Genomic DNA, 23672 nt, shown 5'->3' on the forward strand with positions numbered 1-23672 from the left:
GGAGCCGGTGTGGCGTGCATCGCGCGCGGTGTTCCGTTTCGTCCACGACGGGTGGCGACGGGCTCGCGACCATGACTGCATGACCCATATCACGGCCCTCTACCCGCGGCTCGTCGTCGAGGGCGCCGACGCCGCACTCGACTTCTACACCCGCGCGTTCGGCGGCACCGTCACCGAGCGCTACACCGGCCCCGACGGCCGCGTCGTGCACGCGATGGTCGAGGCCGGCCCGGCGCGCTTCGCGGTGAAGGACGCGGGTGACGGTGATCCGGCACCCACCGGAGACGGTGTCCCGGTGATCATGTCGCTCGACGTGTCCGACGCGGACGCCGTGGCCGAACGCATGCTCGGCGCGGGCGCGACGGTGATCTTCCCGATCGCCGACCGCGGCTACGGCGACTACGGCGGGCGCCTCCGCGACCCCTTCGGTCACCAGTGGCTCATCGCCCAACGGATCGAGAACCTCACGCCGGAGCAGGTCCAGGAACGCGTCGGCTGACGCGGGAGGGTCAGGAAAGCCACGTTCAGGGCCCTGCAGGTCAGGAAAGTGGCTTTCCTGACCTTCAGGAGCCGGCCACCAGCAGGGCCGTCGCGATCGCCGCTATGCCCTCGCCCCGGCCGGTGAGGCCCAGGCCGTCGGTGGTGGTCCCGGAGACCGCCACCGGGCCACCCACCGCCTCCGAGAGCACCCGCTGGGCCTCTTCGCGCCGGGTGCCGATCTTGGGCCGGTTGCCGATGACCTGCACGGCGGCATTGCCCACCTGCCAGCCATCGGCGGTGACGAGCCGCCGCACCTCGGCGAGCAGGGCGAGCCCGCTGGCGCCCGCCCACTCCGGCCGCCCGGTGCCGAACACCGCCCCGAGGTCGCCGAGGCCGGCCGCGGAGAGCAGCGCGTCGCACAGGGCGTGTGCGGCGACATCACCGTCGGAGTGGCCCGCGCAACCGTCAACACCGTCCCAGAGCAGCCCGGCGATCCAGCACTCGCGCCCGGGCGCGACGGGGTGCACGTCCGTGCCGATCCCGACCCTCACAGGCGGATCTTCCCGTGCGCGATCAGCTCGGCGAGCTCCAGGTCCCATGCGCTCCGCACGGCGAACGCCGCCGGGTGGCCGGTGACGGTCCGCACCTCGCCCCCCGCCGCCGCGTACCGGCGGACGGCGGCGAGCGGATCCGTGCAGGCGTCGGCCGGCAGCACCCCGGCGCGCACGGCGATCGGGGTCTGCAGGACGCGCAACGCGGCGCGGTCGGGAGTGCCGGTGAAGGCACCGCGATCATCCACCGACTTGACGGTGTCGGTGAGCGGCAATGCGGGTACGGCCATGCCGTGTCCGGCGCGAACGGCTGCGACGACCGCCGCGACGAGCTCGGCCGGAGCGAACGGCCGGTGCGCGTCGTGGAGCAGCACGATGCCGTCGCGACTCGACGTGCCGGGATCGTCACCTCTAGTGGCGCCCGGTCGTTGCACGATGTGTGCCCCGATACCGTGCGCCGAAGGCGACCGCACGTCGACGGGCGCGCCCACGCAGACGCGTTCGACCTCCGGGCGCAGGACATTCGCCGTCGCTACGACGACCCGCTCGACCCCGGCGCCGGCCAGCAGCGTGCGCACACCACGCACGACCATCGGAACACCGGCGACCGGCGTGAGCGCATGAGCCGACCCGGCCACGACCACCGCGATGACGTGCACCGGGCGGTCGTCGAAGAGAGGCAGGACTACCGCACTCAGGCGGTGGCGGTGGCCAGCACCTCGTCGAGCAGGACCTCGGCCCGCTCCTCGTCGGTGCCCTCGGCGAGCGCCAGCTCGCTCACGAGGATCTGCCGCGCCTTCGCCAGCATGCGCTTCTCGCCCGCGGACAGGCCGCGGTCCTTCTCCCGGCGCCACAGGTCGCGAACGACCTCGGCAACCTTGTTCACATCACCCGAAGCGAGCTTCTCGAGGTTGGCCTTGTACCGGCGCGACCAGTTCGTGGGTTCCTCGGTGTGCGGGGCGCGGAGCACCTCGAACACCCGATCCAGACCTTCCTGGCCCACCACATCGCGGACGCCGACCACCTCGGCGTTCTCGGCGGGAACACGCACCGTGAGATCACCCTGCGCGACCTTGAGGACGAGGTACTTGCGCTCCTCGCCCTTGATCGTCCGAGTCTCGATGGCCTCGATGAGAGCGGCACCGTGGTGCGGGTAGACGACGGTCTCTCCGACCTTGAAAACCATGTGTCCTCTGCCCCTTTCGCTGCCTCCAGGTTAACACGCCCCAACCCGCCTTCGCTCCCCGGTGTGCACTGTCGTCGCAGGTCAGGGGATTGACAATGGCGGGGAAACGTGCAGGTGCGCGTGCACCGGACCGAGCGAGGGGACCGCGACCAGCGCTGCTACCCGTGGCGTTAGGCTTCGACCGGTCGCACCGGCGACCACCCAGCGATCACGGCGGGCGCCTCACGCCCGCACCCGTCGCGGCGCCGGCCCCTGCTCGGCGCGGTGCCCGGCAATGAGGAAGGACGTCACACAGGTGAGCGACCCCCGCCGGAACCGAGCACAACTCGTCATCGGCGCCCTGATCGCGGCCGTCGCGGTCGCAGGCTGCGGTGCCGGGCAGATCACGCAGACGAGCCGCCAGGTCGCCGCCGTCGAGGGTGCGAGCGCGACCGGGGGCCAGATCTCGGTCCGCAACGCGATGATCGAGTTCGACGAGGCCGCCCACGGCGCCGCGATCTACCCGGTCGGCGGCAGCGCACCGCTGCAGATGGTCATCGTGAACACGGGCGCCGAGGTCGACCGCCTGGTGGCGGCGAGCAGCCCGGTCGCCGAGTCGGTGCAGATCAGCGGCGTCCTGCGGATCCCGGGCGGTCAGGCGCTCACCGTCGAGGGCGCCCCGGCGGCCCTGGCGGCACCGTCGCCCGCGGAGGCGGCACCGGCGGCCACCCCGGGCGCAGCTCCCGGCACGTCGACGCCGACCACTGCGCCTTCGACCCCCGCGCCCTCGGCCACCGCACCCCCCACCAGCACGCCGGCACCCGCCGCGCAGCCAGCACCGGTCGTCCCGCCGCCCGCGGCGCAGGGTGAGCCGGGCGTCGGCAACATCGTGCTCACCGGGCTGCGCGAGGACGTCCAGGCCGGCCTCACCTACCCGCTGATCCTCACCTTCGAGCGCGCGGGCGAGGTGCGCTTCGACGTCCCGGTCGCCAACCCGGACAAGCTCCGCGAGGACGGCCACGCCTAGTCCCGGCGTGACCGGACGTACGCGCACGGCCCGCAGCGGGGGTTACCGCTGCGCGGAGTGCGGGCACCAGGCCGCGCAGTGGGTCGGGCGCTGCCCGGGCTGCCAGGCGTGGGGCACGCTGGAGGCGGCCGCACCGGTCGCAGCGGCCCGTCCCCGGCAGCGGGTCGTCGCCGGGGCGCCGAGCGCACCGGCCAGCCGGATCGCCGACGTCGCGCTGGACTCGGCCCGCGCCCGGCCCACCGGGGTGTCGGAGCTGGACCGCGTGCTGGGCGGCGGTCTCGTGCCCGGCGCGGTCGTCCTGCTTGCCGGGGAGCCCGGCGTCGGCAAGTCGACGCTGCTGCTGGAGGTGGCCGCGCAGGTCGCCCGCACGGGTCGGGTGCTGTACGTCACGGGCGAGGAGTCGGCTGGCCAGGTGCGGCTGCGCGCCGAGCGCACCGGCGCGGTGCACGACGAGCTGTACCTCGCCGCCGAGTCCGACCTCGGCGCGATCGTCGGCCACGTCGACGAGCTGCATCCCGACCTGCTGATCGTCGACTCCGTCCAGACGATGTCGAGCGGCGACTCCGACGGCGCCGCTGGCGGGGTCACGCAGACCCGGGCCGTCACCGTTGCCCTCACCGCGCTGGCGAAGGAACGCGGGCTGCCCGTGCTGCTCGTGGGACATGTCACAAAGGACGGCGGCATCGCGGGGCCGCGCGTGCTGGAGCACGTCGTCGACGTCGTGCTCGCGTTCGAGGGCGACAAGCACTCGACGCTGCGCATGGTGCGCGGCGTCAAGAACCGGTTCGGGCCCGCCGACGAGGTGGGCTGCTTCGAGATGCGCGACTCCGGCATCGTCGGCATGCCCGACCCGTCGGGGCTCTTCCTGGCCCGCTTCGGCGGTCCGCCGGTGCCCGGCACCGCCGTCACGGTGGTCATGGACGGCCGCAGACCGCTTCCCGCCGAGCTGCAGGCCCTGGTGACGGGCAAGGACATCCCCAGCCCGCGCCGCGCCGTCAGCGGCCTCGACAGCGCGCGCGTCGCGATGCTGCTCGCCGTGCTCGAGAAGCGGGCGGGCGTGCGGCTGCACGACGCGGAGGTGTACGCGGCCACCGTGGGCGGAATGCGCGTCGTCGAGCCCGCCGCCGACCTCGCGCTCGCGCTCGCGATCACCTCGGCGCGCCGCGACGTGGCCCTCCCGTCCGACGTCGTGGTGCTCGGCGAGCTCGGCCTGGCGGGCGAGGTGCGCCGGGTGGCGGGCGTCGAACGGCGGCTCGCCGAGGCCGCCCGGTTGGGCTTCACGCACGCGCTGGTCCCACCCGACAGCGGCACCGCACCCGCGGGTATGCGCCTGACGGAGGTCCGCGACGTGGGCGTGGTCCTGGACGCGATCCGCTGAGGCGCCACCCCCGGGCCACTCGCCGTCAGGTCAGGGCTCCCGGACGAACTGGGTCGGTGGGCTGATCACGTCATCCACCCTCGTCAGCAGGCGGTACTCGCCCGCGGGCACCGTGTCACGCCTTTGCGGGCAGCCGGGGGCCGAGGTGCGGCCGGCCCACCGCACGGTGAACGTCAAGGGCTGCCCGGGAGCGAGCGTGCGCGGGTCCGCCCCCTTCGCCGAGGAGCAGTCGTTGCTCGACCACAGCCGCTGACTGCCGTCGGCGCTCCAGACGACAATCTCCTGGCGGACCGGGTCCAGGTCGCGCACGCACGGCTGCGTGGAGCTGTTGGTGACGACGAGCCGCAGCACCATGCGTTCGCCCACGCGACGCTCCGGTCCGACCACCTCGGCCCCGACGGCGATCATGTCGTTCGTGCACGGCACGGGGCGAGCAGGCGTCGTCGGCGGCGGCGTGGTCGTGGGTGGCGGCGCGGTCGTCGGTGGCGCGTCGTCGACGACGAGCGGTTCCGGGATGGACGCGGTGGGAGGAACGGACCCCGCCGCCCCCGGCTGCGGCGCGCCGGTGGGCTGCGCTGCTGAGGGGAGGGTCGCGGGAAGCAGCGCGGCGTACGGCGGCGCTGCCGGGGGCGGGGAGGTCTCCTGGGGAGCGGACACGGCGGCACGGCTGGTGGTCCGGCGGGCGGTTTCGGGTTCGTCGGGCGTACTGGTGAGGGCGGCGATCCCCCAGGTCATCGCCACGATCACGGCGACCATCGAGCCGACGGCCACCCAGCGCCGTCTCCAGTAGACGGCCGCGGGCAACGGTCCCATCGGCTCCCACACATCACGCAGGGTATATCCGCAACTACCATGAGTTGCGAACCGGGGCGAGTTACGGCGCGTCGCGACGCGCCGGAAGTACCCGAGCGGCGGTCGATCATTCGGGCTGCTGCATCCGGCCGACCGGACGATGGCAGCATCTGGAGCCGTGTCGATGGCCGCAGTCGTGCTCGACTGGTACCCCGCCGCGGCGCGCGACCTCCCCTGGCGCCGCGCCGGCACCACCCCGTGGGGCGTGCTGGTGAGCGAGTTCATGCTGCAGCAGACGCCGGTCGCGCGCGTCGAGCCGATCTGGACCGAGTGGATGGCGCGCTGGCCCACCCCGTCGGCCATGGCCGCGGCGCCGCGGGCAGAGGTGCTGCGGGCATGGGGCAAGCTCGGCTACCCCCGGCGCGCGCTGCGCCTGCACGAGACCGCGGGCGCGATCGCGAGCGAGCACGGCGACGTCGTCCCCTCGGACGTCGAGGCCCTCGAAGCGCTGCCCGGCATCGGCTCGTACACGGCGCGGGCGGTGGCGGCATTCGGCTACGGGCGACGCTGCCCGGTGGTCGACACCAACGTCCGCCGCGTCGTCGCCCGCGCGGTGCACGGCCGCGGGGACGCCGGCCCGGCCCGCACCGCCGCCGACCTCGCCGACGTCGACGCGCTGCTCCCGCCCGACGACCGCTCCGCAGCGGTGGTCTCGGCCGGGCTGATGGAGCTCGGTGCCGTGGTGTGCACGGCGCGGGCCCCACGCTGCGGGATCTGCCCGGTGCGCGACGTGTGCGCGTGGCGGGCCGCCGGCCGACCGGAGTACACGGGACCCCGCCGGCCGGTGCAGGGCTTCGCAGGTACCGACCGGCAGGTCCGCGGCCGGCTCCTCGACGTCCTGCGCGGCGCCGACGGCCCCGTCGAACGAGCCGCGCTCGACGCCGCGTGGGACGACGCGGCCCAGCGCGACCGCTGCCTCGACTCGCTGCTCGTCGACGGGCTCGCGGAGCAGCACGACGACGGCCGATTCGCGTTGCCGGCCTGATGGCACAGACGGTTCGCTTCCGCCTGGACGACGCGGCGTGCGCCGAGCTCGCCGCCCTGCGCTCACGGCTCGCCGCCCACGGGATCCCCACGCCGGCCGATCCGCCATCGGTGATCGCCGCCGCTGCCGGGACGATCCCGCCGCCGGCCAGGGACGCGCTCGCCGCCGAGGTGCGGCTGCTCGCGCTGCCGTCGGTCTGGCTGGAGACGCTCGGCACCGTGGCCGGGCGCCCAGACGAGCTGGTGCTCGCCGCCGTGGTCGACGCCGAGCTGCTCGCCGTCCACAGCGCGGTGCACGACGCGCTGGCCGGCCGGGTGCGCTCCCCGCTCGCGGCCTACCTGCCCGGCACCTGGCTCCCGCATTGCGTGCTCGCCACGGAGCGCCCCGCCGACGCGTTCGCGTTGCTGCACCCCGTGCCGACGGTTCGCGCCCGCGTCGTTGCGGTGGACGTTCAGAGCTGACGCTCCCGCAGCTGCCGGAGCGCCGCGCGCCGCCGCTCCCCGCCGAGGGCATCGATGTAGAGCTCGCCGCGCAGGTGGTCGGTCTCGTGCTGCAGGCAGCGCGCGAGCTCACCGGTGCCCTCGACGACGACCGGCCGCCCCTTCACGTCGACCCCCTCCACCCGCGCGTACGCCGCCCTCAGCCGCGGCGCCGACACCCCGGGCACCGAGAGGCAGGCCTCCTCACCGTCGTACTCGCCGTCGGTGGCGACCAGCCGCGGGTTGACGACGTAGCCGCGTGCGCCGCCGACGTCGTAGGAGAACGCGGCCAGCGACACCCCGATCTGGTTGGCCGCGAGCCCGGCGCGTCCGGGCAGGGAGACGGTGTCCATCAGGTCGGCGACCAGCGCGGTCAACCGGTCGTCGAACTCGGTGACCTCGGCGCACGGCGTGCGCAGGACCGGATCGCCGATCAGCCGCAGCTCCCGCACCGTCATTCCGACACCCCCACCTTCCCGAGCTGGTCGAGCACCAGCGCGTGCCAGTCGAGCTCTGCGCGCAACCGCAGCCGCGCGTGTTCGAGCACGAGGTCGTCGGCCGGGGTCTGGTCCGGCCAGCGGCGCTCGCCGAGGTGGTCGAGCCGGGAGAGCCGGGCCGTGAGGTCGCGGACCCGGTCCTCGAGGTGGCCGCGCAGGGTTGCCTCGTCCATGTCGGAGGTGGTAGCGAGCGCGAGGTCGACCGGGTCGGGCGGGAACCGGACCTCTTCGAGGGCCTCCGCCTGCAGCACCGCGAGCTCGCGGCGGCCCTCGTCGGTGATCTCGTAGACGGTGCGGGCCGGCAGGCGACCCTCCTGCTCGGTGCGCAGGGCGCGCACCAGTCCCTCGTCCTCCAGCCGGTGCAGCGCCCCGTAGAGGGAGCCGGGGCGCACGTCCGACCACAGGTCAGCCCGGTCCACCCGGGCGTCCCGGCGGATCTGGTGGCCGTACATCGCGCCGCCCTTGGCCAGCGCGCTCAGCACGAAGAGCCTCGTCGGGTTCACCGCGCCAGTAAAGCACTCACATATGAGTACTCAGAAACGACTCCACGAGCGGCCGGAAGCCCGCCCCGCAACGCACGAGGTGACCCGTCCCCGGCACGCGGACGTGCGTCGCAGCGGGCATGCGTGCGGCCATCCGGGCCATCTGCCCCTCCGGGGCCGCACTTTCCTCCGCCTCGACGAGAAGTGCCGGGCAGCGCACGGAGCCCACCGCCGCCCAGTGGTCGCGCTCGGCCCACTCGGCCGCGATCGCCGTGGTGTGCTCGACACGGGCCAGCAGGTGGTAGCCGTCGGCCCGTTCCTCGACGCACTCGGTCATGTACTCGCCGAACTCGGCACGCGGGTGCGCGAACGCCCGCCGCACGGCCGCCAGGGTCGGGAAGGGCTGCGGGATCGCGGTGAACCAGGCGCGTGCGTCGGCGGCGCTGCGCCCCCGGAAGTCCACACCCATGTCCTCCACGACGAGCGCCCGCACCAGCTCCGGGCGACGGGCCGCGGCCACCAGCCCGTGCAGCCCACCCATGGAGTGCCCCACCACGACCGACGGCCCGAGCTCGGTGAGCACGTCGACGACGTCGGCGGCCATCCGGTCCGTGGTCCACGGGCCCCGTGCACCCGACCGGCCGTGCCCCCGCGCGTCCACCGCGACGACGCGGCCGTGGCCGGCCAGCCACCCGGCGAGCGGCGCCCACGTGCTCGCGCATCCCATGAGCCCGTGCAGCAGCAGGATCGGTGGGCCCGCGCCGCCGAACTCGGTGACCGCGAGCTCCACCCCGTCGGACGCTCGCACGGTGGTTAGCCTAGGTCTCATGGCCGTTGTGAAGATCAATGCGATCGAGGTGCCCGAGGGCGCGGGCCCGGAGCTGGAGAGGCGGTTCGCAAACCGGCTGCACGCCGTGGACGGCCAGCCCGGCTTCCTGTCGTTCGAGCTGCTGCGCCCCGTGTCCGGCGACAACCGCTACTTCGTGGTCACGCACTGGGAGGACGACGAGTCGTTCCAGGCGTGGATGAAGGGCGCAGGCATGCAGGCCCACTCCGGCGAGCGGGCGCGCCCGGTGGGCACCGGGTCGGCGCTGCTGGAGTTCGAGGTCGTGCAGCAGTCGCGAGCCGCCGACTGAGGTCAGCGGCCGGGCGTCACGTGCTCCAGGGCGCGGTCCCAGAACGGCACCACCACCACGTGCCCCACGTCCGGCACCACCTCCAGGTGCGCCTTCGGGAGCTCCTGCTCCCACCACCGGCCGTGCGGCTCACCCAGCGGGTCGTCGGCGCCGTAGCCCAGTAGCACGTCGGCGGTGACGTCCGCGGGCTCGAAGCCCCACGGCTGGAGCGTGTAGCCGGCGACGTCGGCGACCATGCCCGCGGCACCCTGCGCGAAGGCCTCGTCGACCATGCCGCGCAGCCGATCGGCAACCCCCGGCCGTGCCATGACCGCGCCATCGGCCTCGCCGACCCCGAGGACGGCGAACCGGTCATCGCCCGCCAGCGACTCCACCATCGGCCCCATCGCCGCCGTGAGCGCTGCGTGGGCATCGGCCGCCGAAGCTCCGCGCAGAGCCTCGATCCCCGCCTTGTACTCCTCCGGGATCCACGACACCGCGTCGTCGGGCGCGGGCGTGCCGATCACCGCCACCCGGGACACGAGGTCGGGCCGCCGCGCCGCCACCGACAGCGCGACCCGGCCGCCCGCCGACCAGCCGACCACCCCGGCCGTCGCGCCCGGGGCCAGCACGTCCTCGAGCACGGCGATCGCGTCGTCCGTGACGAGACCGACCGAGGCGAACTCGTCGCCGGCCGGCTCCGATCCCCCGTACCCCGGCCGGTCCACCGTGATCAGCCGCACGCCCCGTGCCGCCGTGACCTCCGGATCCGGATCGAACTCGCCCGACCCCGGCGCGATGTGGCAGAAGAGCACCACCGGCGCGTCCGCGGGCGCATCCGGGGTGAGGTCGCGGACCGCGATGCGGCGGCCGCCGGGCCGGGTCAGGAATCGGGTGGTGGTCATGGGGACGAGTCTGCCGACGCCTCGGTGACACCAGGATGTCACCGTTTCTCGGCATCCTTGAGCTCGTGAACCGCACCGAACGCCTCTACGCGATCACCGAGGAGCTGCGCGCAGCCGGCCCGACCGGACGCACGGGCACCTGGCTCGCCCGCCGGCTGGAGGTGTCGACCCGCACGATCAAGCGCGACATCGAGGCGCTCCTGCAGGCAGGCGTCCCGCTGTGGGCGCAGGCCGGCCCGGGTGGCGGCTACGTCCTCGACGCCGCACGCACCCTGCCCCCGCTCAACTTCACGGGCGCCGAGGCCGCCGCGATAGCCGTCGCCCTCGCCACGCTCCCGGCCCTCCCGTTCGCGGCGGACGGGCGTACCGCGCTGTCGAAGGTGCTCGCCGCGATGCCCACCGCGGAGCTGGAGCGGGCCGAGGAGATCGCGAACCGGCTCTGGCTGCGGGCACCGGAACCGCCGCCGCGACCGGCCGTCGCCCGGGCCCTCGACGAGGCCGTCCGCACCCGGCGGGTGATCGTCCTCCACTACGAGGGCCGCGCGGGCGAGCTCGTCGAGCGCGCGGTGGAGCCCGCCGCGCTCGCCGCCACCGGTGGCCACTGGTACCTGCTGGCGTGGTGCCGGCTGCGCACCGCGCCCCGCTGGTTCCGGACGGACCGGATCCGCGACGCCCACCTCACCACCGAGCAGGCTCCGGAGCACGACGCCGCCACGCTCTTCGGCGTCCCCCCGGCCGACGCGGGTCCGGTGCGGCTGCGCTGAGCTAGTGCTTCCCGCCGGGGGTTACTAGAGGTGGAACCCGGCGGTCGTGAACACCCACAACGAGGACGTCAGCCACAGCGCGACGAACGCGGTGAAGAGGACCGCCCCGGCCCACGGGATCACCCACCGCGGCAGTCCCCACCGCACCAGCAGCAGCATCTTCGCGACGAACGCCCCGTACAACAGGCAGCCGACCAGCGAGTGCACCAGCACGCGCGGGTCGTCGAACCGGAGCCCCAGCGAGTAGAGGCAGTGGACCGCCACCGGCACGGTGAGCAGCACCGCGAGGCGGCCGGACCAGCGGTGAACGGCAGGGAGCCCGGACAGGTCGAGCCTGATCCGGCCCTCCAGCACCAGCGCGGTGAAGATCTGCACGAGGGCGAACACGAACGCGAGCGTCGTCAGCCACGCCTTCACGTAGAGCGTTCCGGTGAACCCCGGCAGGGCGAGCGAGATGTTCGCCCCGGTGTGCAGGCGGCCGTACACGCCGAGCACGACGGCCACGGCCGTACCGACGGCCACCGGCACCAGGATCGATCTCCACGGCACGGCCGCCTGCGCCGGTGCCGCATGCGCCGGCCGGGCCCGGGCGCGCGGCCGCGTCAGCTCCGGGTCGGGCGTGGTCATCTCGGGACCACCGGGTCCCCGCCCCCGATGCGCTGCACCTCGACCTGAACGCCCTCGATCCTGAAACCGTCGATGTCGTTCGGGTCGAGCTCGGGCGCGGGCGCCCTGTTCCCGGCCACGTTGTTGATGCCGACCTGGCGTCCGCTCGGCAGGACGATCCAGCCGACGCGGTTGGGCTTCCCGTCCACGGTGGCCTTGCCCTCGTATATCCCTGCCGGCGGCCCGGCTGCCGCCGCCGAGAACGGCAGCTGCTCCTCCGCGACGGTGACCGACCCGAGGGCCGCGGAGTCGGTCAGCGTCGCGGTGATCTGGGCGCCGTTCTTCCCCTGGACGCTCACCCGCTCACCGGACACCGTGCCTTCCATCCACGCCTCGATCCGCTTCCCGTCGCAGATGTAGGCCGACGCCTCCTCGCCGGACACGGCGACGGCAACGGTGATCTCGTTGCCACTGGAATGCCCGACGTAGACGGCTTCCCGGGCCGGTGCGGCCGACGTCGTCGGGGGTGCGGTGTTCACGAGCGCGCGGGGCGGCGGTTCGGGCGCCGCCGAGGCCGCGGCCGGAGCCGGCGCAGGCGTTCGCACCATGCTCACGACGAGAACGATGACGGCCAGCGCCCCGACAGCGGCCATGGTGATCAATGGACCACGCGTCCTCATGTTCCCCCCGGTACGACCAGTCGAGTCGTCGCGGTCAACACACCGCGTCACGCAGCCGTTGCACGTTGCTCTCTACCACCTGCCGGCCGTCCGTGCCACGGACGCGGAAGCAGTAGGCCGATCCCGGCTCCGTCGCGACCGTCAAGGTCGTCGCATCGCCGGCAGGCTCTTCGCGGGGCTCCTCGCCCGGCCTCGTCACGACGAGCGTGTACCTGAGCCCGGGCGTGCCGGACCAGCTCAACCTGGTGGCGAGAGCACCGAGTGGAGCTGGGCGCGCCAGTTCGACGACCGGCACACCCGCCGTGCCGGGGACCGGTGGCTCGCCATCCCCGGGAGCGACGACCGCCGCGACGAGGACGCCGCAGGCGACGATCAGGACCGCTGCCGCACCCACGACGAGCCGACGCGCGGAGCGGGGGCGGGCGGACCGCTCCGGGCCGGGCACCGGGAGCGGAGCCACGGGCAGCCGCGGCAGGGCACGGGAGACGGCGACCGCCTTCGCGTCGTTCCGAGGTCCCGAGTGGGCCCCGCGTAGCGGGTGCGGCTGAGTCAGGTCGTCCCCCAGCTGTGACAGCTCGTCCGCGACGGTGTCGAGGTCCGGCCGTTGGGCGGGGTCCTTCCCCAACATGGCCGAGACCAACCCGTGGAGCCGGTCGCTGACGGAGATACCCGCAGGCCAGGAGACCTGCTCCGCGAGGACCCGCCGGTTGCGCTCGGCGTCCGGCTCGCCCCGGCGCGCCGCGAACGGGGCGCGGCCCGTCAGCATCGCGTAGAGGGTGGCACCGAGTCCGTACACGTCCGTCCGCTCGTCGATCCGGCCCTGGTGACCGAGCGATTCCGGAGCCGCGTAAGCGGGGTTGAAGCCGGCGGCGGTGTTGCCGCGGTGGTCGCGCAGTACGGCGAGGCCGAAGTCGGCGAGCACTGGCGCGCCCGAGGGCCGGATGAGCACGTTGTGCGGCGTGACGTCGCCGTGGATCACCTGAGCCGCGTGGGCGGCGACCAGGGCGATCGCCACCCGGTACCCGATCTCCACGGCCTCCGGTTCCGGAAGCGCCCCACCGCGGCGGACCACGAGCTGCTGGAGCGAGCTGTCGCACAGCTCCATGACCATGTACGGCCTGCCGTCCGGGAGGAGGCTCGCGTCGTACACGCGGATCACGTGCAGGTGGTCGTCCAGCCGGCTGACGGCCTGGCATTCGGCCCGGAACTGTTCCGTCACCGCCGGGTCGTGCAGCGCGACCCGGAAGACCTTCAGCGCAACCCACCGCCCGAGGTGGGCCTGACGGGCGCGGTAGACGTCGGCGAAGCCACCCGCACCGATGGGTGAGAGGTCGACCAGGCCGGACAGGTTCGGGATAGCGGCAGACCCCCCCGTCCCCATGCGGCCAGCGTAACGGCGCGGGACGAAACGCCCACTACCGTCGGGAAACGAGTTAGTTTCGGGAACCGGGGGACGCGCATGCGACTGACCGTCGAGGACGACGCCACCGGTGTCAGAAGCGACGTCCACGTCGACTGCGAGCCCTCCGACCAGGTCGGCGACGTCCTGGCCATGATCGGCGCGGTCCTGCCGGTGCACGGCCCCCCGGCGGTGGACGGCGGCCCGCTCCGGCTCGACCAGCCGGTTGCCGCCTCGCCGCTGCGGCACGGCAGCGTGCTGCACTACGGCCGCCGACCCCAGCTCGCCCCCGCGCGGTCCGCGCAGCTGGTCCTCCGGGTGCTGTCCGGTCCAGCCGCCGGGACGGAGCTGCCCCTCGTACCGGGCCGGACCGTGGTCGTCGGGCGAGCGGCGTCCTGCGAGCTCGTGCTCGACGACCCCGACGTCTCCCGTAGGCACGCCCAGTTCGTCGTCGGCCCGAGCCGGGTGGCGCTCGCCGACCTCGGCTCCCGCAACGGCGTGCACCTGGGCGGGGAGACGGTCGCGGGCGCCGCGGACGTCAACGGGAAGGTGGTCCAGATCGGCGGGAGCCGTCTGGTGGTGGAGGCGCTGCGGGACCGGGCCGCCGTCGTGAGACGGGGAGAGGGCGGCGAGGTCCTGCTCAACCGGACCCCCAGATCCCGCCCGGAGCGCTTCGAGCCACCAACCGTCGCGATGCCGGCTCAGCCCACCGACGACGACGATCGCGGCTTCCCCGTGCTGCCGGCACTGCTTCCGCTGGTGGCCGCGGTCGTGATGGCCCTCGTGCTGCGGAATGCGATCTTCCTGCTGTTCGGCCTGCTGAGCCCGCTCATGCTGGTCGGCACCTGGTGGACCGAGCGGCGGCGCCGGCAACGGCGCGGGCAGCGCAACGAGGAGGCGTACCGCTCCAAGCTGACCGCGGCCCGCGTCCGGATCGAGGCCGCCGCGGACGACGAGGACGCCGACCTGCGCTCCGGCTGGCCGGACCCGGCGACGACCGTGCGGACGGCGATCACGCCGAGGACCCAGCTGTGGGAACGCCAGCCCGCCGACGACGACTGGCTCGCGGTCCGGTTGGGCCGCGCCGACCGGCCGGCCGCCGTGAAGATCACCGGAGAGCCGCCGGACGGCTGGTCGCCACCGACGCTGAGACTGGCCCCGCTCGGGGTGAGCCTGGTCGACCAGCCGGTGCTCGGTCTCGCCGGTCCACCGGGCTGGATCGACGCCCAGCTGGCGTGGGTGATCACCCAGCTGGCGGTGCACCACGGCCCGGAAGAGCTGCGGCTCGTGGTCATCGCGCCGGACGCTGGGGAGGAACAGCTCGGCTGGCTGCGCTGGCTGCCCCACCTCAGGGCGGAGGACGGGTCCGTCCGGGCCGCGTGGGACGCGGCCGGAGCCGAGCTGATGATCGAGTTCCTGGGGGACGAGCTGCAGCGCCGCTCTGCCGCGCGGTCGCGCGAGCCGTCCTCGAACCGGCAGGCGCGACCGGATCTCGTCGTCGTCCTCGCCGGTACCGCGGATCTGCATCGCCGCCCGCAGCTGACCAACCTCCTAAACCGAGGGCCCACCGCAGGCCTGCGTTTCGTGTGCGCCGAGACCGACGAACGCCAGCTGCCGGACGGGGCGCGCGCTCGCCTGGTCGCCAAGGGGACGGACGTGGTCCTGCGCGTCGACCGGGGCGAGCCCCGGACGGTCGTCCCCGACGAGATCGCCCCGGGCACCGCGGAGCTGGTGGCGCGGTCCCTCGCGCCGATCCGCCGCGTCGGCGACGAGCCCGGCCAGGACGTTCCCCCGTCGATCCGGCTCACCGAGCTAGATATCGACGAGATCCGCCGCGCGTGGGGGCTGCTGCAGGACCAGACCGAGATCGTCATCGGCGCGGACGCCGACGGGCCCGTCCTCGTGGACATCGCGCGCGACGGGCCGCACACCCTCGTCGCAGGCATCTCCGGCTCCGGCAAGAGCGACTTCCTGCGCACGCTGATCGCCGGTCTGGCTCGTGCGAACCCGCCTACCGGGCTCAACTTCCTGTTCCTCGACCACAAGGACGGCGCGACCTTCAAGGACCTGGACGCCCTGCCCCACGTCGTCGGATCCGTCACGAACCTGGACGCGCGGCTCGCGGCACGGGCCCTTTCGTCGCTGCGGGCCGAGCTGAACCGGCGACAGGCGCAGCTGGCCGCCGCAGGAGCGGAGGACCTCGCCGACTACCGGCGGCGGGCGGTCGCCGATCCGGCGCTACCGCCGTTCCCGAGGCTTGTCGTGGTCGCCGACGAGCTGGCCGAGCTCGAGGAGCAGCTCCAGTCCCTCGTCGACGGCCTGGTCGACGTGGCGAGAGTGGGCCGCTCGCTGGGCGTCCACCTGGTGCTGGCCACGCAGAAGGCGGCGGGTGCCGTCGACGGGCAGCTCCGCGCCGACACCGATCTCCGGGTGTGCCTGCAGGTCGAGGAGATCGGCGACAGCCAGGACGTGATCGATACGCCGGACGCAGCACACCTCCCGAACGCCTACCCGGGCCGGGCCCTGCTCGTCCGGGGCAGCGGCCCGCCGCAGCTGCTGCAGACGGCGCGGGTCACCGCGCCGAGGCGCGCGGCGTCGGGAACCGTCCGACGGGCCGTCGCGCTGCGCTGGACCGATGTGGCACCTCCGCCACCGCCCGCCGACACTCGCGCCGACGAGCTGACCACGGACCTGAACGTGCTGGCGGACGCGGTGCGCGCGGCCGCAGACGCCGAGGGCCTCGCCCCGCCCTACCGGCCGTGGCTCCCACCGCTGCCCGCCGCGCTGGCCCTCGACACGTTGCCGGTGACGAAGTTCGCGATCCCGCTCGGGCTCCGGGACCGACCGCAGGACCAGCGCCAGGACGTCCTGGAGGTGCCGCTCGGGTCGGGCCACGTCGCGATCGTGGGGAGCGGCCGCAGCGGGCGCACCACCGCGCTGCGCGCGGCCGCCGTCGGCCTCGCCCGTGCCGCCGACGCTGCCGAGCTGCACCTCCACGTCATCGACGGCTCCGGCGGTCTGGCCGGGCTCGACGCGCTGCCCCACACCGGGGTGGTGGTGGGTCCCGACGACCCCGAGCGACGCGAACGGCTGCTCAGCCGGCTCACCGCGACGATGCGGGACCGCCGCCGGGAGGTGAGCCGGCTCGGGGCGACGAGCGTCGCCGAGCTGTGGTCACGGGGTGCTGCGGATGCGCCGCCGCACGTCGTGCTCCTCGTCGACGGCTGGGACGGCCTCGTCGAGAGCCCCGACGGCACAGCCCGGACGACGATGCTCGAGCTGCTCTCCGGAGGCCCCGCTGCCGGCATCACGGTGTGCCTGGCCGGCGACGAGCGGATCCTCGAGTCCCGCCTGCTCGCCCGGCTCACCCACCGCCTGTGCCTGCGCCTGGACAACCCGACCGACGCGACGCTCCTGGGCCTGCAGGTCCGCAACCTCCCGGAGGACCTTCCGCCCGGACGCGGCCTGTGGGCAGGCGACGGGAACCAGGTCCAGGTGCCGCTGCTCGCGGCGGACCCTTCCGGCCCGGCGCAGGCCGCCGCACTGGCCGATGTCGCAGCACGGCTGGCGGAGGCCGAGGAGCCGGACCCGGCGCGAGCGCCGATGCGTACAGCCAGGCTCTCCCGATCCGAATAGCATCAGCCGCTGTGATCACGGGGGCCGAGCCGACCGCGCGCGTGAGCGGCCTGATCCCGCCCGGCGCCTCGTCGCCGCGGGTCATCGAGCTCCACGCGGGCCAGGTCTGGTCGGTCGGCAGGCGCGACGACGGGTTCCTGGCCGACCGGCCCGAGCTCGCAGCGGCCCACCTGGCGGTTCCGAACGCCCTGCCGGACCTCTCCGTCCGCGAGCTCGAGCTGCGGGTCGGCACCGTGGGCGTGGCGATCCGCTGCCACCGCGGCAGCAGCGTCGTGGTCGACGGCTCGGTACGGCCAGAGCCGGTGGTGCTGACGCTGGGCACGAACTACGTCAGCCCCACGCCCTCCGGCCTGTACGTGGACTTCGAGCTCACGGTGCTCCGGGCCGAGGACTTCGGCGAACCCGCGGTCCCCGCCGACAGCGGGACCACGCTGCTCCTGAAGATCAACCTCGAACCCGCGTCGCTCGCCTGGACGGTCGGCCACGCACTGGCCTGGCCGTGCATGCCGTCCCGCAGGCGCCCGCACAACGCCGGGTGGTCCGGTCGAGACGTCGCCGATCGGCTCGAACAGCTCGGGTGGACGATCGCCGAGCAGAACATGATCACCGTGCTCGGTCGGCAGTTGCACGGCCTGGCCGAGCGGGTCGCCTACGCGCGGCTGACCGATGGCCGTCGGGCCGACCAGGTGTTCCCGTCCTGGCCGCCGTGGCTGGACGAGGAGTCGAGCGACGAGACCCGGGACCAGCGGGCCGAGCGGCGGAACCGGTACGTGGCCGAGGCGCTCTGGCGGGCGAGGGCGGTCGGCCCGGACGTGATCGACGGCTGACGCAGACGCGCGTCGGTCTCCGGGTCACCGCGGCCGGCACCACCCCCCAGAGGCACCGGCCGCGGCAACTATGTAGACCGCCATCGCCCCTCCACGGATGGGGTGATGTGAGTCACATGAGCCGCCGGTGTCGATATCGGCCTGGCTCGCTCGCCGCACGAGTAGGACCGAAACCGGATCGATGGGAGGAACCGCGGATGCGAGTCATGGTGCTGATCAAGGCCAACGAGCGGAGCGAGGCCGGCGAGATGCCGACCCAGGAGCTGCTCGAGCAGATGACGGCCTACAACGAGGAGCTGGTGAAGGCGGGGGTGATCCTCGGCGGGGGCGGCCTGCACCCCAGCTCTCGAGGCGTGCGCGTCGAGTTCGCCGGCAGCGAGCGGAAGGTGATCGACGGGCCGTTCGCCGAGACGAAGGAGCTGCTCGCGGGCTACTGGGTGTGGCAGGTGAGGTCGATGGACGAGGCCGTCGAGTGGACCAAGCGGATCCCGAACCCCATGAATGAGCACTCCGTCGTGGAGATCCGTCCGGTCTTCGAGGTGGAGGACTTCGGCGACGCGCTCACGCCGGAGCTCCGGGAGAAGGACGCGCAGCTGCGCGCGCAGGTCGAAGGCTCCTGATGGCGCGGGCCGACGTCAGACGCACGATCGAGGCGGTGTGGCGGATCGAGTCCGCGCGCCTGATCGCGGGCGCCGCCCGGCTCGTGCGGGACGTCGGCCTCGCCGAGGACCTCGCCCAGGAGGCGCTCGTCGCAGCCCTGGAGGAGTGGCCGGAGTCAGGTGTCCCGGACAACCCGGGCGCCTGGCTCATGGCCACGGCGAAGCACCGCGGCATCGACCGGCTGCGCCGGGCGGACGTCCACCAGCGCAAGATCGAGGAGATCGGCCGCATCGCGGAGTTCCGGTACGACGGGGAGCCCGCCGTCGACGACCCGTTCGACGACGATCTACTGAGGCTCGTCTTCATCGCGTGCCACCCGGTGCTGTCGACCGACGCCCGGGTGGCGCTCACGCTCCGGCTCCTGTGCGGGCTCACGACCAGGGAGATCGCGCACGCCTACCTGGCGTCGGAGCCGGCCGTGGCGCAGCGCATCGTCCGAGCCAAGCGGACGCTCTCCGCGGCCCGCGTGCCGTTCGAGATCCCCGGGCGCCACGAGCTGCGCGAGCGCCTCGCGTCGGTGCTCGAGGTCATCTACCTGATCTTCAACGAGGGCTACTCCGCAACCTCGGGTAACGACCTGATCCGCCCCGAGCTCATGGAGGAGGCCCTGCGGCTCGGGCGCATCCTCGCCGAGCTGCTCCCCCGGGAGGCGGAGGTCCACGGCCTCGTCGCGCTGATGGAGCTGCAGGCGTCACGCACCCGGGCGCGGATCTCCCCGTCGGGCGACCAGGTCCTGCTGCTCGACCAGGACCGCTCCCGCTGGGACTGGCTCCTCGTCGGACGGGGGCTGGCCGCGCTCGAGCGCGCCTACGCCACCGGCGGCCCGATCGGGCCGTACACGTTGCAGGCCGGGATCGCCGCCTGCCACTCGCGGGCGCGGAGGGCCGACGACACCGACTGGGAGCGGATCGTCGCCCTCTACGACGGGCTGGCTCAGCTCATGCCGTCACCCGTGGTCGAGCTCAACCGCGCCGTGGCCGTCGGCATGGCGTTCGGCCCGCAGACCGCGCTCGACGCCGTGGAGAACCTCCGCGGGGACCCCCGGCTCGACGGCTACCACCTGCTCCCCACCGTGCGCGGCGACCTGCTGGAGAAACTCGGCCGCCGCGCCGAGGCGGCGGCCGAGTTCGGACGAGCGGCGCTGCTCACCGCCAACACGAGGCAACGGGCCGCGCTGCTGGAACGGGCAGCGGCCTGTCGCACATCGCAGCGGTCAGCGGGCCGGTGAGTCGGGGTGCTCGTCGAGCTCGTCCGGAATGCCGTCATCGTCGCTGTCGGCGAGTAGCGGGTCGAGCCGGCCCGCCCGCACCGCTTCCAGCTGCGCGGCCAGCGCGATGCCGGCGAGCAGCGCGATTCCCGTGATGTTCGCCCACAGCAGCAGCGCCATGATCGCGGTCAGCGGGCCGTAGGTGTCGTCGAAGCCGGCAGCCACCACGACGTACAGGGCCAGCAGTCCGGAGCCCGCGAGCCACGCGAGCACGGTGGCCGCAGCCCCGACAGCGAGCCAGCTGAGGCCTGGCTGGCTGCGCCGCGGGGCGTACCGGAACAGCAGCGTGACCGCCACGACGAGTGCCGCCAGCCCCAGCGGCCAGCGCAGCGCGTCCCAGGCCTCCTCGACGTCGTCGCCCCACCGGTAGACGGCCTCCATCGCCTCACCGAACGGCTCGCCGGCCACGATCAGCAGCAGGCCCGCCGCCATCGCGACGCCCGCCGTCGCGGTGAGCAGTGCGGCCCGGCCGTACTTGCGCAGCGCCTTCCGGTCGCGCTTGGTGCCATAGATCCGGTTGGCACCCCTCTCCAGCTGCGCGAACGCCGATGTCGCCGCCGCGAACGCGGTGGCGAGCCCCAGCACGACCACGACCTCGCCGCGCTCGCTGCCCTCGTCGGTGCCCGCCAGCACCTCGGCCAGCAGCGAGTCGCTGCTGCCCGGCGATATCGCCATCACCGTGCGGGCCACCACCTCGGCGAACGACTCGGCCCCGAGCGCCGTTGCCAGTCCGGCGCCCGCGATCACCAGCGGCACCGCGGCGAGGGCGAGCTGCAGGGCGAACGCCCGCGCATGGCTGAACCCGTCGCCGTACCGGAAACGGAGGAACGAGGCGACGAGCAGGTGCCGCAGGCCGTAGTGGCGCACGGTGTGCCACGCGTCGTCGGCGGAGAGCATCTCGCCGGACATGAGCTCGGTCTCCGGGACGACGCGCACCGAGCTCACGCTGCGAATCTAACCCCGGGGTCATCGCCGCGACGAGGGTCGCGAGGACTCGCATCGGGCACGGTGCAGCGGACTTCTGCCGCGGCTCGCCGACGCCTTGCGCCACGAGCGAGTACTGAACCGGCACGCGTCGCCCCGGCCATCCGCGGACAGCAGAACGGCCCGCCCGGACCTGGGTCCGGGCGGGCCGTCCGCTCGTCGTGCTACGCGATCACTCGTCGCCCTGCTTGGCCATGTCGACCGGCGGCGAGTCGGGCACCGTGACCGGCTTCGGCTCACCGCGGAAGGTGAACTTGGCCTTGTCGTCGCTCGCGCGGCCCTCGGGGGCGTCGGGGTCGAAGCCCTCGACGTCGACGACCACGATCTGGCCGGGCTCCACCTCGCCGAAGAGGATCTTCTCCGACAGCTGGTCCTCGATCTCGCGCTGGATGGTGCGGCGCAGCGGCCGCGCCCCCAGCACCGGGTCGAACCCGCGGCGGGCGAGCAGCTTCTTGGCGGTCGGCGTGAGCTCGATCGCCATGTCCTTGCCCGCCAGCTGGGTCTCCACCCGGCCGATCATGAGGTCGACCATCGTGATGATCTGCTCTTCGGTGAGCTGGTGGAAGACGATGATGTCGTCGATGCGGTTGAGGAACTCCGGCCGGAAGTGCTTCTTCAGCTCGTCCTCGACCTTGTTCTTCATCCGCTCGTAGTTCGACCTCTCGTCGTTGCTCTGGGCGAACCCGAGCCCGACCGCCTTGGAGATGTCCTGCGTGCCGAGGTTCGAGGTGAAGATGATCACGGTGTTCTTGAAGTCGACCGTGCGGCCCTGACCGTCGGTCAGGCGGCCGTCCTCGAGCACCTGCAGGAGGGTGTTGTAGACCTCCTGGTGCGCCTTCTCGATCTCGTCGAACAGCACCACCGAGAACGGCTTGCGCCGCACCTTCTCGGTGAGCTGGCCGCCCTCCTCGTAGCCCACGTAGCCGGGAGGGGCACCGAACAGCCGCGAGGCGGTGTAGCGGTCGTGGAACTCGCCCATGTCGATCTGGATGAGGGCGTCGTCCTCGCCGAACAGGAAGTTGGCCAGCGCCTTGGACAGCTCGGTCTTACCGACACCGGACGGGCCGGCGAAGATGAACGAGCCGGACGGGCGCTTCGGGTCCTTCAGGCCGGCGCGCGTGCGGCGGATGGCCTGCGACACCGACTTGACGGCCTCCTCCTGGCCGATGATCCGCTTGTGCAGCTCATCCTCCATGCGGAGCAGACGCGTGGTCTCCTCCTCGGTGAGCTTGAACACCGGGATCCCGGTCCAGTTGGCGAGCACCTCGGCGATCTGCTCGTCGTCGACCTCCGCGACGACGTCCAGGTCACCGGACTTCCACTGCTTCTCCCGCTCGCCCTTCTGGCCGAGCAGCTGCTTCTCCTGGTCGCGCAGGTGCGCGGCCCGCTCGAAGTCCTGCGCGTCGATCGCCGACTCCTTGTCGCGGCGCACGGCCGCGATCTTCTCGTCGAACTCGCGCAGGTCCGGCGGTGCGGTCATCCGGCGGATCCGCATCCGGGCGCCCGCCTCGTCGATCAGGTCGATCGCCTTGTCGGGCAGGAAGCGGTCGGAGATGTACCGGTCGGCCAGCGTGGCCGCCTGCACGAGCGCGGCGTCGGTGATCGTGACGCGGTGGTGCGCCTCGTACCGGTCGCGGAGACCCTTCAGGATCTCGATCGTGTGCGTGACGCTCGGCTCGCCCACCTGGATCGGCTGGAAGCGGCGCTCCAGCGCGGGGTCCTTCTCGACGTACTTGCGGTACTCGTCGAGGGTGGTGGCGCCGATCGTCTGCAGCTCGCCACGGGCCAGCATCGGCTTGAGGATCGACGCGGCGTCGATGGCGCCCTCTGCGGCACCGGCGCCGACCAGCGTGTGGAGCTCGTCGATGAACAGGATGATGTCGCCGCGGGTGCGGATCTCCTTGAGCACCTTCTTCAGGCGCTCCTCGAAGTCACCGCGGTAGCGGGATCCCGCGACCAGTGAGCCCAGGTCGAGCGTGTAGAGCTGCTTGTCCTTGAGCGTCTCGGGCACCTCGCCCTTGACGATGCCCTGGGCCAGCCCCTCGACGACGGCGGTCTTGCCGACACCGGGCTCGCCGATCAGGACCGGGTTGTTCTTGGTCCTCCTGGAGAGGACCTGCATGACCCGCTCGATCTCCTTCTCCCGGCCGATGACCGGGTCCAGCTTGCCCTCGCGGGCCGACTGGGTGAGGTTGCGACCGAACTGGTCGAGCACGAGCGAGGAGCTGGGGGTGCCCTCGCCGCGGCCGCCGGACGTGCCCTCCGCGGGCTCCTTGCCCTGGTAGCCGGACAGGAGCTGCAGGACCTGCTGGCGGACCCGGTTGAGGTCGGCGCCCAGCTTGACCAGCACCTGCGCGGCGACGCCCTCGCCCTCGCGGATCAGGCCCAGGAGGATGTGCTCGGTGCCGATGTAGTTGTGGCCGAGCTGCAGCGCCTCGCGCAGTGACAGCTCCAGCACCTTCTTGGCCCGCGGCGTGAACGGGATGTGCCCGCTCGGTGCCTGCTGCCCCTGGCCGATGATCTCCTCGACCTGCTGGCGGACGCCCTCAAGAGCGATGCCCAGCGACTCCAGGGCCTTCGCGGCCACACCCTCACCCTCGTGGATCAGGCCCAGGAGGATGTGCTCGGTGCCGATGTAGTTGTGGTTGAGCATCCGGGCCTCTTCTTGGGCCAGGACGACAACACGCCTCGCTCGGTCGGTGAACCTCTCGAACATTTACGCTCCTAGCCTGCTGCGCCATGCACCGGCGCACTCGCGCACCGTGTACACCCCGTGGCTTCCACTGTATCGGCCCGGGGCGGGGGATCGCGCCTCTCGCACGTACTCGGCACAACGCGTTCACGCGGAGCCGAATTCCGACGCAGGGCGGATGCCCTGGTCAGGGCTGTGACGATGGCCCGTTCAGGGGTATCCGACCGCCCGGCGAACCCGG

General features: G+C 73.3%; 24 protein-coding genes. 11 read left to right on the forward strand and 13 right to left on the reverse strand.

Annotated elements, in window-relative coordinates; genetic code table 11:
• The first annotated feature begins 79 nt into the window (after window positions 1-79).
• On the forward strand, window positions 80-499 hold the full coding sequence (locus tag FB388_RS34985) for a VOC family protein (RefSeq protein ID WP_142106954.1): 420 nt from the start codon (window positions 80-82) through the stop codon (window positions 497-499).
• Window positions 500-563: 64 nt separating this feature from the next.
• On the opposite strand, the gene ispF is transcribed toward FB388_RS34985, so the two are convergent.
• From ispF to FB388_RS35000, 3 genes are read right to left on the reverse strand one after another with little or no spacing between them, the layout of a single operon-like run.
• Complete coding sequence (gene ispF, locus FB388_RS34990) at window positions 564-1031, reverse strand: 2-C-methyl-D-erythritol 2,4-cyclodiphosphate synthase (protein WP_142106955.1); 468 nt, start codon at window positions 1029-1031, stop codon at window positions 564-566.
• A complete protein-coding gene (locus FB388_RS34995) occupies window positions 1028-1690 on the reverse strand; it encodes an IspD/TarI family cytidylyltransferase (RefSeq protein WP_142106956.1) in 663 nt (220 codons plus the stop codon). Before FB388_RS34995 ends, ispF begins: the two co-directional genes overlap by 4 nt.
• A 35-nt stretch (window positions 1691-1725) precedes the next feature.
• The gene (locus tag FB388_RS35000; RefSeq protein ID WP_075953662.1) at window positions 1726-2217 is read right to left on the reverse strand and encodes a CarD family transcriptional regulator; all 492 of its coding nucleotides are present in this window, start codon (window positions 2215-2217) and stop codon (window positions 1726-1728) included.
• A gap of 295 nt (window positions 2218-2512) precedes the next feature.
• On the opposite strand from FB388_RS35000, the gene FB388_RS35005 reads away from it, so the two are divergent.
• Together FB388_RS35005 and radA are read left to right on the forward strand one after the other, a co-directional pair.
• Window positions 2513-3223 (forward strand): copper chaperone PCu(A)C domain-containing protein, encoded by a 711-nt coding sequence (locus FB388_RS35005; RefSeq protein WP_170225978.1) that lies wholly within the window; start codon window positions 2513-2515, stop codon window positions 3221-3223.
• A gap of 7 nt (window positions 3224-3230) precedes the next feature.
• Window positions 3231-4601: a DNA repair protein RadA gene (gene radA / locus FB388_RS35010; protein WP_142106958.1), complete on the forward strand. Its 1371-nt coding sequence runs from the start codon at window positions 3231-3233 to the stop codon at window positions 4599-4601.
• Between the two features lie 30 nt (window positions 4602-4631).
• Here the strand turns inward: radA and FB388_RS35015 are convergent, their stop codons facing one another.
• Window positions 4632-5426 carry a hypothetical protein gene (locus FB388_RS35015; RefSeq protein WP_142106959.1) on the reverse strand — a complete coding sequence of 265 codons (795 nt, stop codon included), beginning with the start codon at window positions 5424-5426 and terminating at the stop codon, window positions 4632-4634.
• Window positions 5427-5577: 151 nt separating this feature from the next.
• Here FB388_RS35015 and FB388_RS35020 point away from each other — a divergent pair, with 151 nt between their 5' ends.
• Complete coding sequence (locus FB388_RS35020; protein WP_170226029.1) at window positions 5578-6438, forward strand: HhH-GPD family protein; 861 nt, start codon at window positions 5578-5580, stop codon at window positions 6436-6438.
• Window positions 6438-6899 carry a 2'-5' RNA ligase family protein gene (locus FB388_RS35025; protein ID WP_142106961.1) on the forward strand — a complete coding sequence of 154 codons (462 nt, stop codon included), beginning with the start codon at window positions 6438-6440 and terminating at the stop codon, window positions 6897-6899. Before FB388_RS35020 ends, FB388_RS35025 begins: the two co-directional genes overlap by 1 nt.
• On the opposite strand, the gene FB388_RS35030 is transcribed toward FB388_RS35025, so the two are convergent.
• From FB388_RS35030 to FB388_RS35040, 3 genes are read right to left on the reverse strand one after another with little or no spacing between them, the layout of a single operon-like run.
• The gene (locus FB388_RS35030; protein WP_142106962.1) at window positions 6890-7375 is read right to left on the reverse strand and encodes a peptide deformylase; all 486 of its coding nucleotides are present in this window, start codon (window positions 7373-7375) and stop codon (window positions 6890-6892) included. The genes FB388_RS35025 and FB388_RS35030 overlap by 10 nt on opposite strands.
• Complete coding sequence (locus FB388_RS35035) at window positions 7372-7917, reverse strand: PadR family transcriptional regulator (RefSeq protein ID WP_142106963.1); 546 nt, start codon at window positions 7915-7917, stop codon at window positions 7372-7374. Before FB388_RS35035 ends, FB388_RS35030 begins: the two co-directional genes overlap by 4 nt.
• A 16-nt stretch (window positions 7918-7933) precedes the next feature.
• On the reverse strand, window positions 7934-8704 hold the full coding sequence (locus FB388_RS35040; RefSeq protein ID WP_142106964.1) for an alpha/beta fold hydrolase: 771 nt from the start codon (window positions 8702-8704) through the stop codon (window positions 7934-7936).
• Between the two features lie 19 nt (window positions 8705-8723).
• On the opposite strand from FB388_RS35040, the gene FB388_RS35045 reads away from it, so the two are divergent.
• Window positions 8724-9032, forward strand: a complete 309-nt coding sequence (locus tag FB388_RS35045; protein WP_142106965.1) for an antibiotic biosynthesis monooxygenase family protein — start codon at window positions 8724-8726, stop codon at window positions 9030-9032.
• Window positions 9033-9034: 2 nt separating this feature from the next.
• Here the strand turns inward: FB388_RS35045 and FB388_RS35050 are convergent, their stop codons facing one another.
• Window positions 9035-9916 (reverse strand): alpha/beta hydrolase, encoded by an 882-nt coding sequence (locus FB388_RS35050; protein WP_142106966.1) that lies wholly within the window; start codon window positions 9914-9916, stop codon window positions 9035-9037.
• 65 nt (window positions 9917-9981) lie between these two features.
• Here FB388_RS35050 and FB388_RS35055 point away from each other — a divergent pair, with 65 nt between their 5' ends.
• Entirely contained in the window at window positions 9982-10680 is a 699-nt protein-coding gene (locus FB388_RS35055; protein ID WP_142106967.1) for a helix-turn-helix transcriptional regulator, read from the forward strand.
• A gap of 24 nt (window positions 10681-10704) precedes the next feature.
• Here FB388_RS35055 and FB388_RS35060 read toward each other — a convergent pair whose 3' ends face one another.
• From FB388_RS35060 to FB388_RS35070, 3 genes are all read right to left on the reverse strand, one after another.
• Complete coding sequence (locus FB388_RS35060) at window positions 10705-11307, reverse strand: DUF6529 family protein (protein WP_211362427.1); 603 nt, start codon at window positions 11305-11307, stop codon at window positions 10705-10707.
• A complete protein-coding gene (locus FB388_RS35065) occupies window positions 11304-11939 on the reverse strand; it encodes a hypothetical protein (RefSeq protein ID WP_142106968.1) in 636 nt (211 codons plus the stop codon). Before FB388_RS35065 ends, FB388_RS35060 begins: the two co-directional genes overlap by 4 nt.
• 61 nt (window positions 11940-12000) lie before the next feature.
• A complete protein-coding gene (locus FB388_RS35070; RefSeq protein WP_142106969.1) occupies window positions 12001-13347 on the reverse strand; it encodes a serine/threonine-protein kinase in 1347 nt (448 codons plus the stop codon).
• Window positions 13348-13425: 78 nt separating this feature from the next.
• Between FB388_RS35070 and FB388_RS35075 the strand changes: the two genes are divergently transcribed.
• From FB388_RS35075 to FB388_RS35090, 4 genes are all read left to right on the forward strand, one after another.
• Window positions 13426-17001 carry a type VII secretion EssC family protein gene (locus FB388_RS35075; protein WP_142106970.1) on the forward strand — a complete coding sequence of 1192 codons (3576 nt, stop codon included), beginning with the start codon at window positions 13426-13428 and terminating at the stop codon, window positions 16999-17001.
• Window positions 17002-17012: 11 nt separating this feature from the next.
• Entirely contained in the window at window positions 17013-17828 is an 816-nt protein-coding gene (locus FB388_RS35080; protein ID WP_142106971.1) for a hypothetical protein, read from the forward strand.
• A 197-nt stretch (window positions 17829-18025) separates the two neighbouring features.
• Window positions 18026-18448 (forward strand): YciI family protein, encoded by a 423-nt coding sequence (locus FB388_RS35085; protein WP_142106972.1) that lies wholly within the window; start codon window positions 18026-18028, stop codon window positions 18446-18448.
• A complete protein-coding gene (locus FB388_RS35090; protein WP_142106973.1) occupies window positions 18448-19716 on the forward strand; it encodes an RNA polymerase sigma factor in 1269 nt (422 codons plus the stop codon). Before FB388_RS35085 ends, FB388_RS35090 begins: the two co-directional genes overlap by 1 nt.
• Here FB388_RS35090 and FB388_RS35095 read toward each other — a convergent pair.
• Together FB388_RS35095 and FB388_RS35100 are read right to left on the reverse strand one after the other, a co-directional pair.
• Complete coding sequence (locus FB388_RS35095; protein WP_142106974.1) at window positions 19702-20700, reverse strand: YihY/virulence factor BrkB family protein; 999 nt, start codon at window positions 20698-20700, stop codon at window positions 19702-19704. The two genes, FB388_RS35090 and FB388_RS35095, sit on opposite strands and share 15 nt — an antisense overlap.
• A 211-nt stretch (window positions 20701-20911) precedes the next feature.
• Window positions 20912-23455, reverse strand: coding sequence for an ATP-dependent Clp protease ATP-binding subunit (locus FB388_RS35100; protein WP_142106975.1), 2544 nt, complete (start codon window positions 23453-23455; stop codon window positions 20912-20914).
• Window positions 23456-23672: the final 217 nt, after the last annotated feature.

This window comes from Pseudonocardia cypriaca (assembly GCF_006717045.1).
Lineage (GTDB): Bacteria > Actinomycetota > Actinomycetes > Mycobacteriales > Pseudonocardiaceae > Pseudonocardia > Pseudonocardia cypriaca.

What these genes read in the sequence shown, in the direction of transcription:
- FB388_RS34985 (WP_142106954.1), top strand. Translation starts at nt 80, where the DNA reads ATGACCCATATCACGGCCCTCTACCCGCGGCTCGTCGTCGAGGGCGCC.
- FB388_RS35000 (WP_075953662.1), bottom strand. Translation starts at nt 2,217, where the DNA reads ATGGTTTTCAAGGTCGGAGAGACCGTCGTCTACCCGCACCACGGTGCC.
- FB388_RS35020 (WP_170226029.1), top strand. Translation starts at nt 5,578, where the DNA reads ATGGCCGCAGTCGTGCTCGACTGGTACCCCGCCGCGGCGCGCGACCTC.
- FB388_RS35025 (WP_142106961.1), top strand. Translation starts at nt 6,438, where the DNA reads ATGGCACAGACGGTTCGCTTCCGCCTGGACGACGCGGCGTGCGCCGAG.
- FB388_RS35030 (WP_142106962.1), bottom strand. Translation starts at nt 7,375, where the DNA reads ATGACGGTGCGGGAGCTGCGGCTGATCGGCGATCCGGTCCTGCGCACG.
- FB388_RS35045 (WP_142106965.1), top strand. Translation starts at nt 8,724, where the DNA reads ATGGCCGTTGTGAAGATCAATGCGATCGAGGTGCCCGAGGGCGCGGGC.
- FB388_RS35050 (WP_142106966.1), bottom strand. Translation starts at nt 9,916, where the DNA reads ATGACCACCACCCGATTCCTGACCCGGCCCGGCGGCCGCCGCATCGCG.
- FB388_RS35060 (WP_211362427.1), bottom strand. Translation starts at nt 11,307, where the DNA reads ATGACCACGCCCGACCCGGAGCTGACGCGGCCGCGCGCCCGGGCCCGG.
- FB388_RS35065 (WP_142106968.1), bottom strand. Translation starts at nt 11,939, where the DNA reads ATGGCCGCTGTCGGGGCGCTGGCCGTCATCGTTCTCGTCGTGAGCATG.
- FB388_RS35070 (WP_142106969.1), bottom strand. Translation starts at nt 13,347, where the DNA reads ATGGGGACGGGGGGGTCTGCCGCTATCCCGAACCTGTCCGGCCTGGTC.
- FB388_RS35075 (WP_142106970.1), top strand. Translation starts at nt 13,426, where the DNA reads ATGCGACTGACCGTCGAGGACGACGCCACCGGTGTCAGAAGCGACGTC.
- FB388_RS35085 (WP_142106972.1), top strand. Translation starts at nt 18,026, where the DNA reads ATGCGAGTCATGGTGCTGATCAAGGCCAACGAGCGGAGCGAGGCCGGC.
- FB388_RS35090 (WP_142106973.1), top strand. Translation starts at nt 18,448, where the DNA reads ATGGCGCGGGCCGACGTCAGACGCACGATCGAGGCGGTGTGGCGGATC.
- FB388_RS35100 (WP_142106975.1), bottom strand. Translation starts at nt 23,455, where the DNA reads ATGTTCGAGAGGTTCACCGACCGAGCGAGGCGTGTTGTCGTCCTGGCC.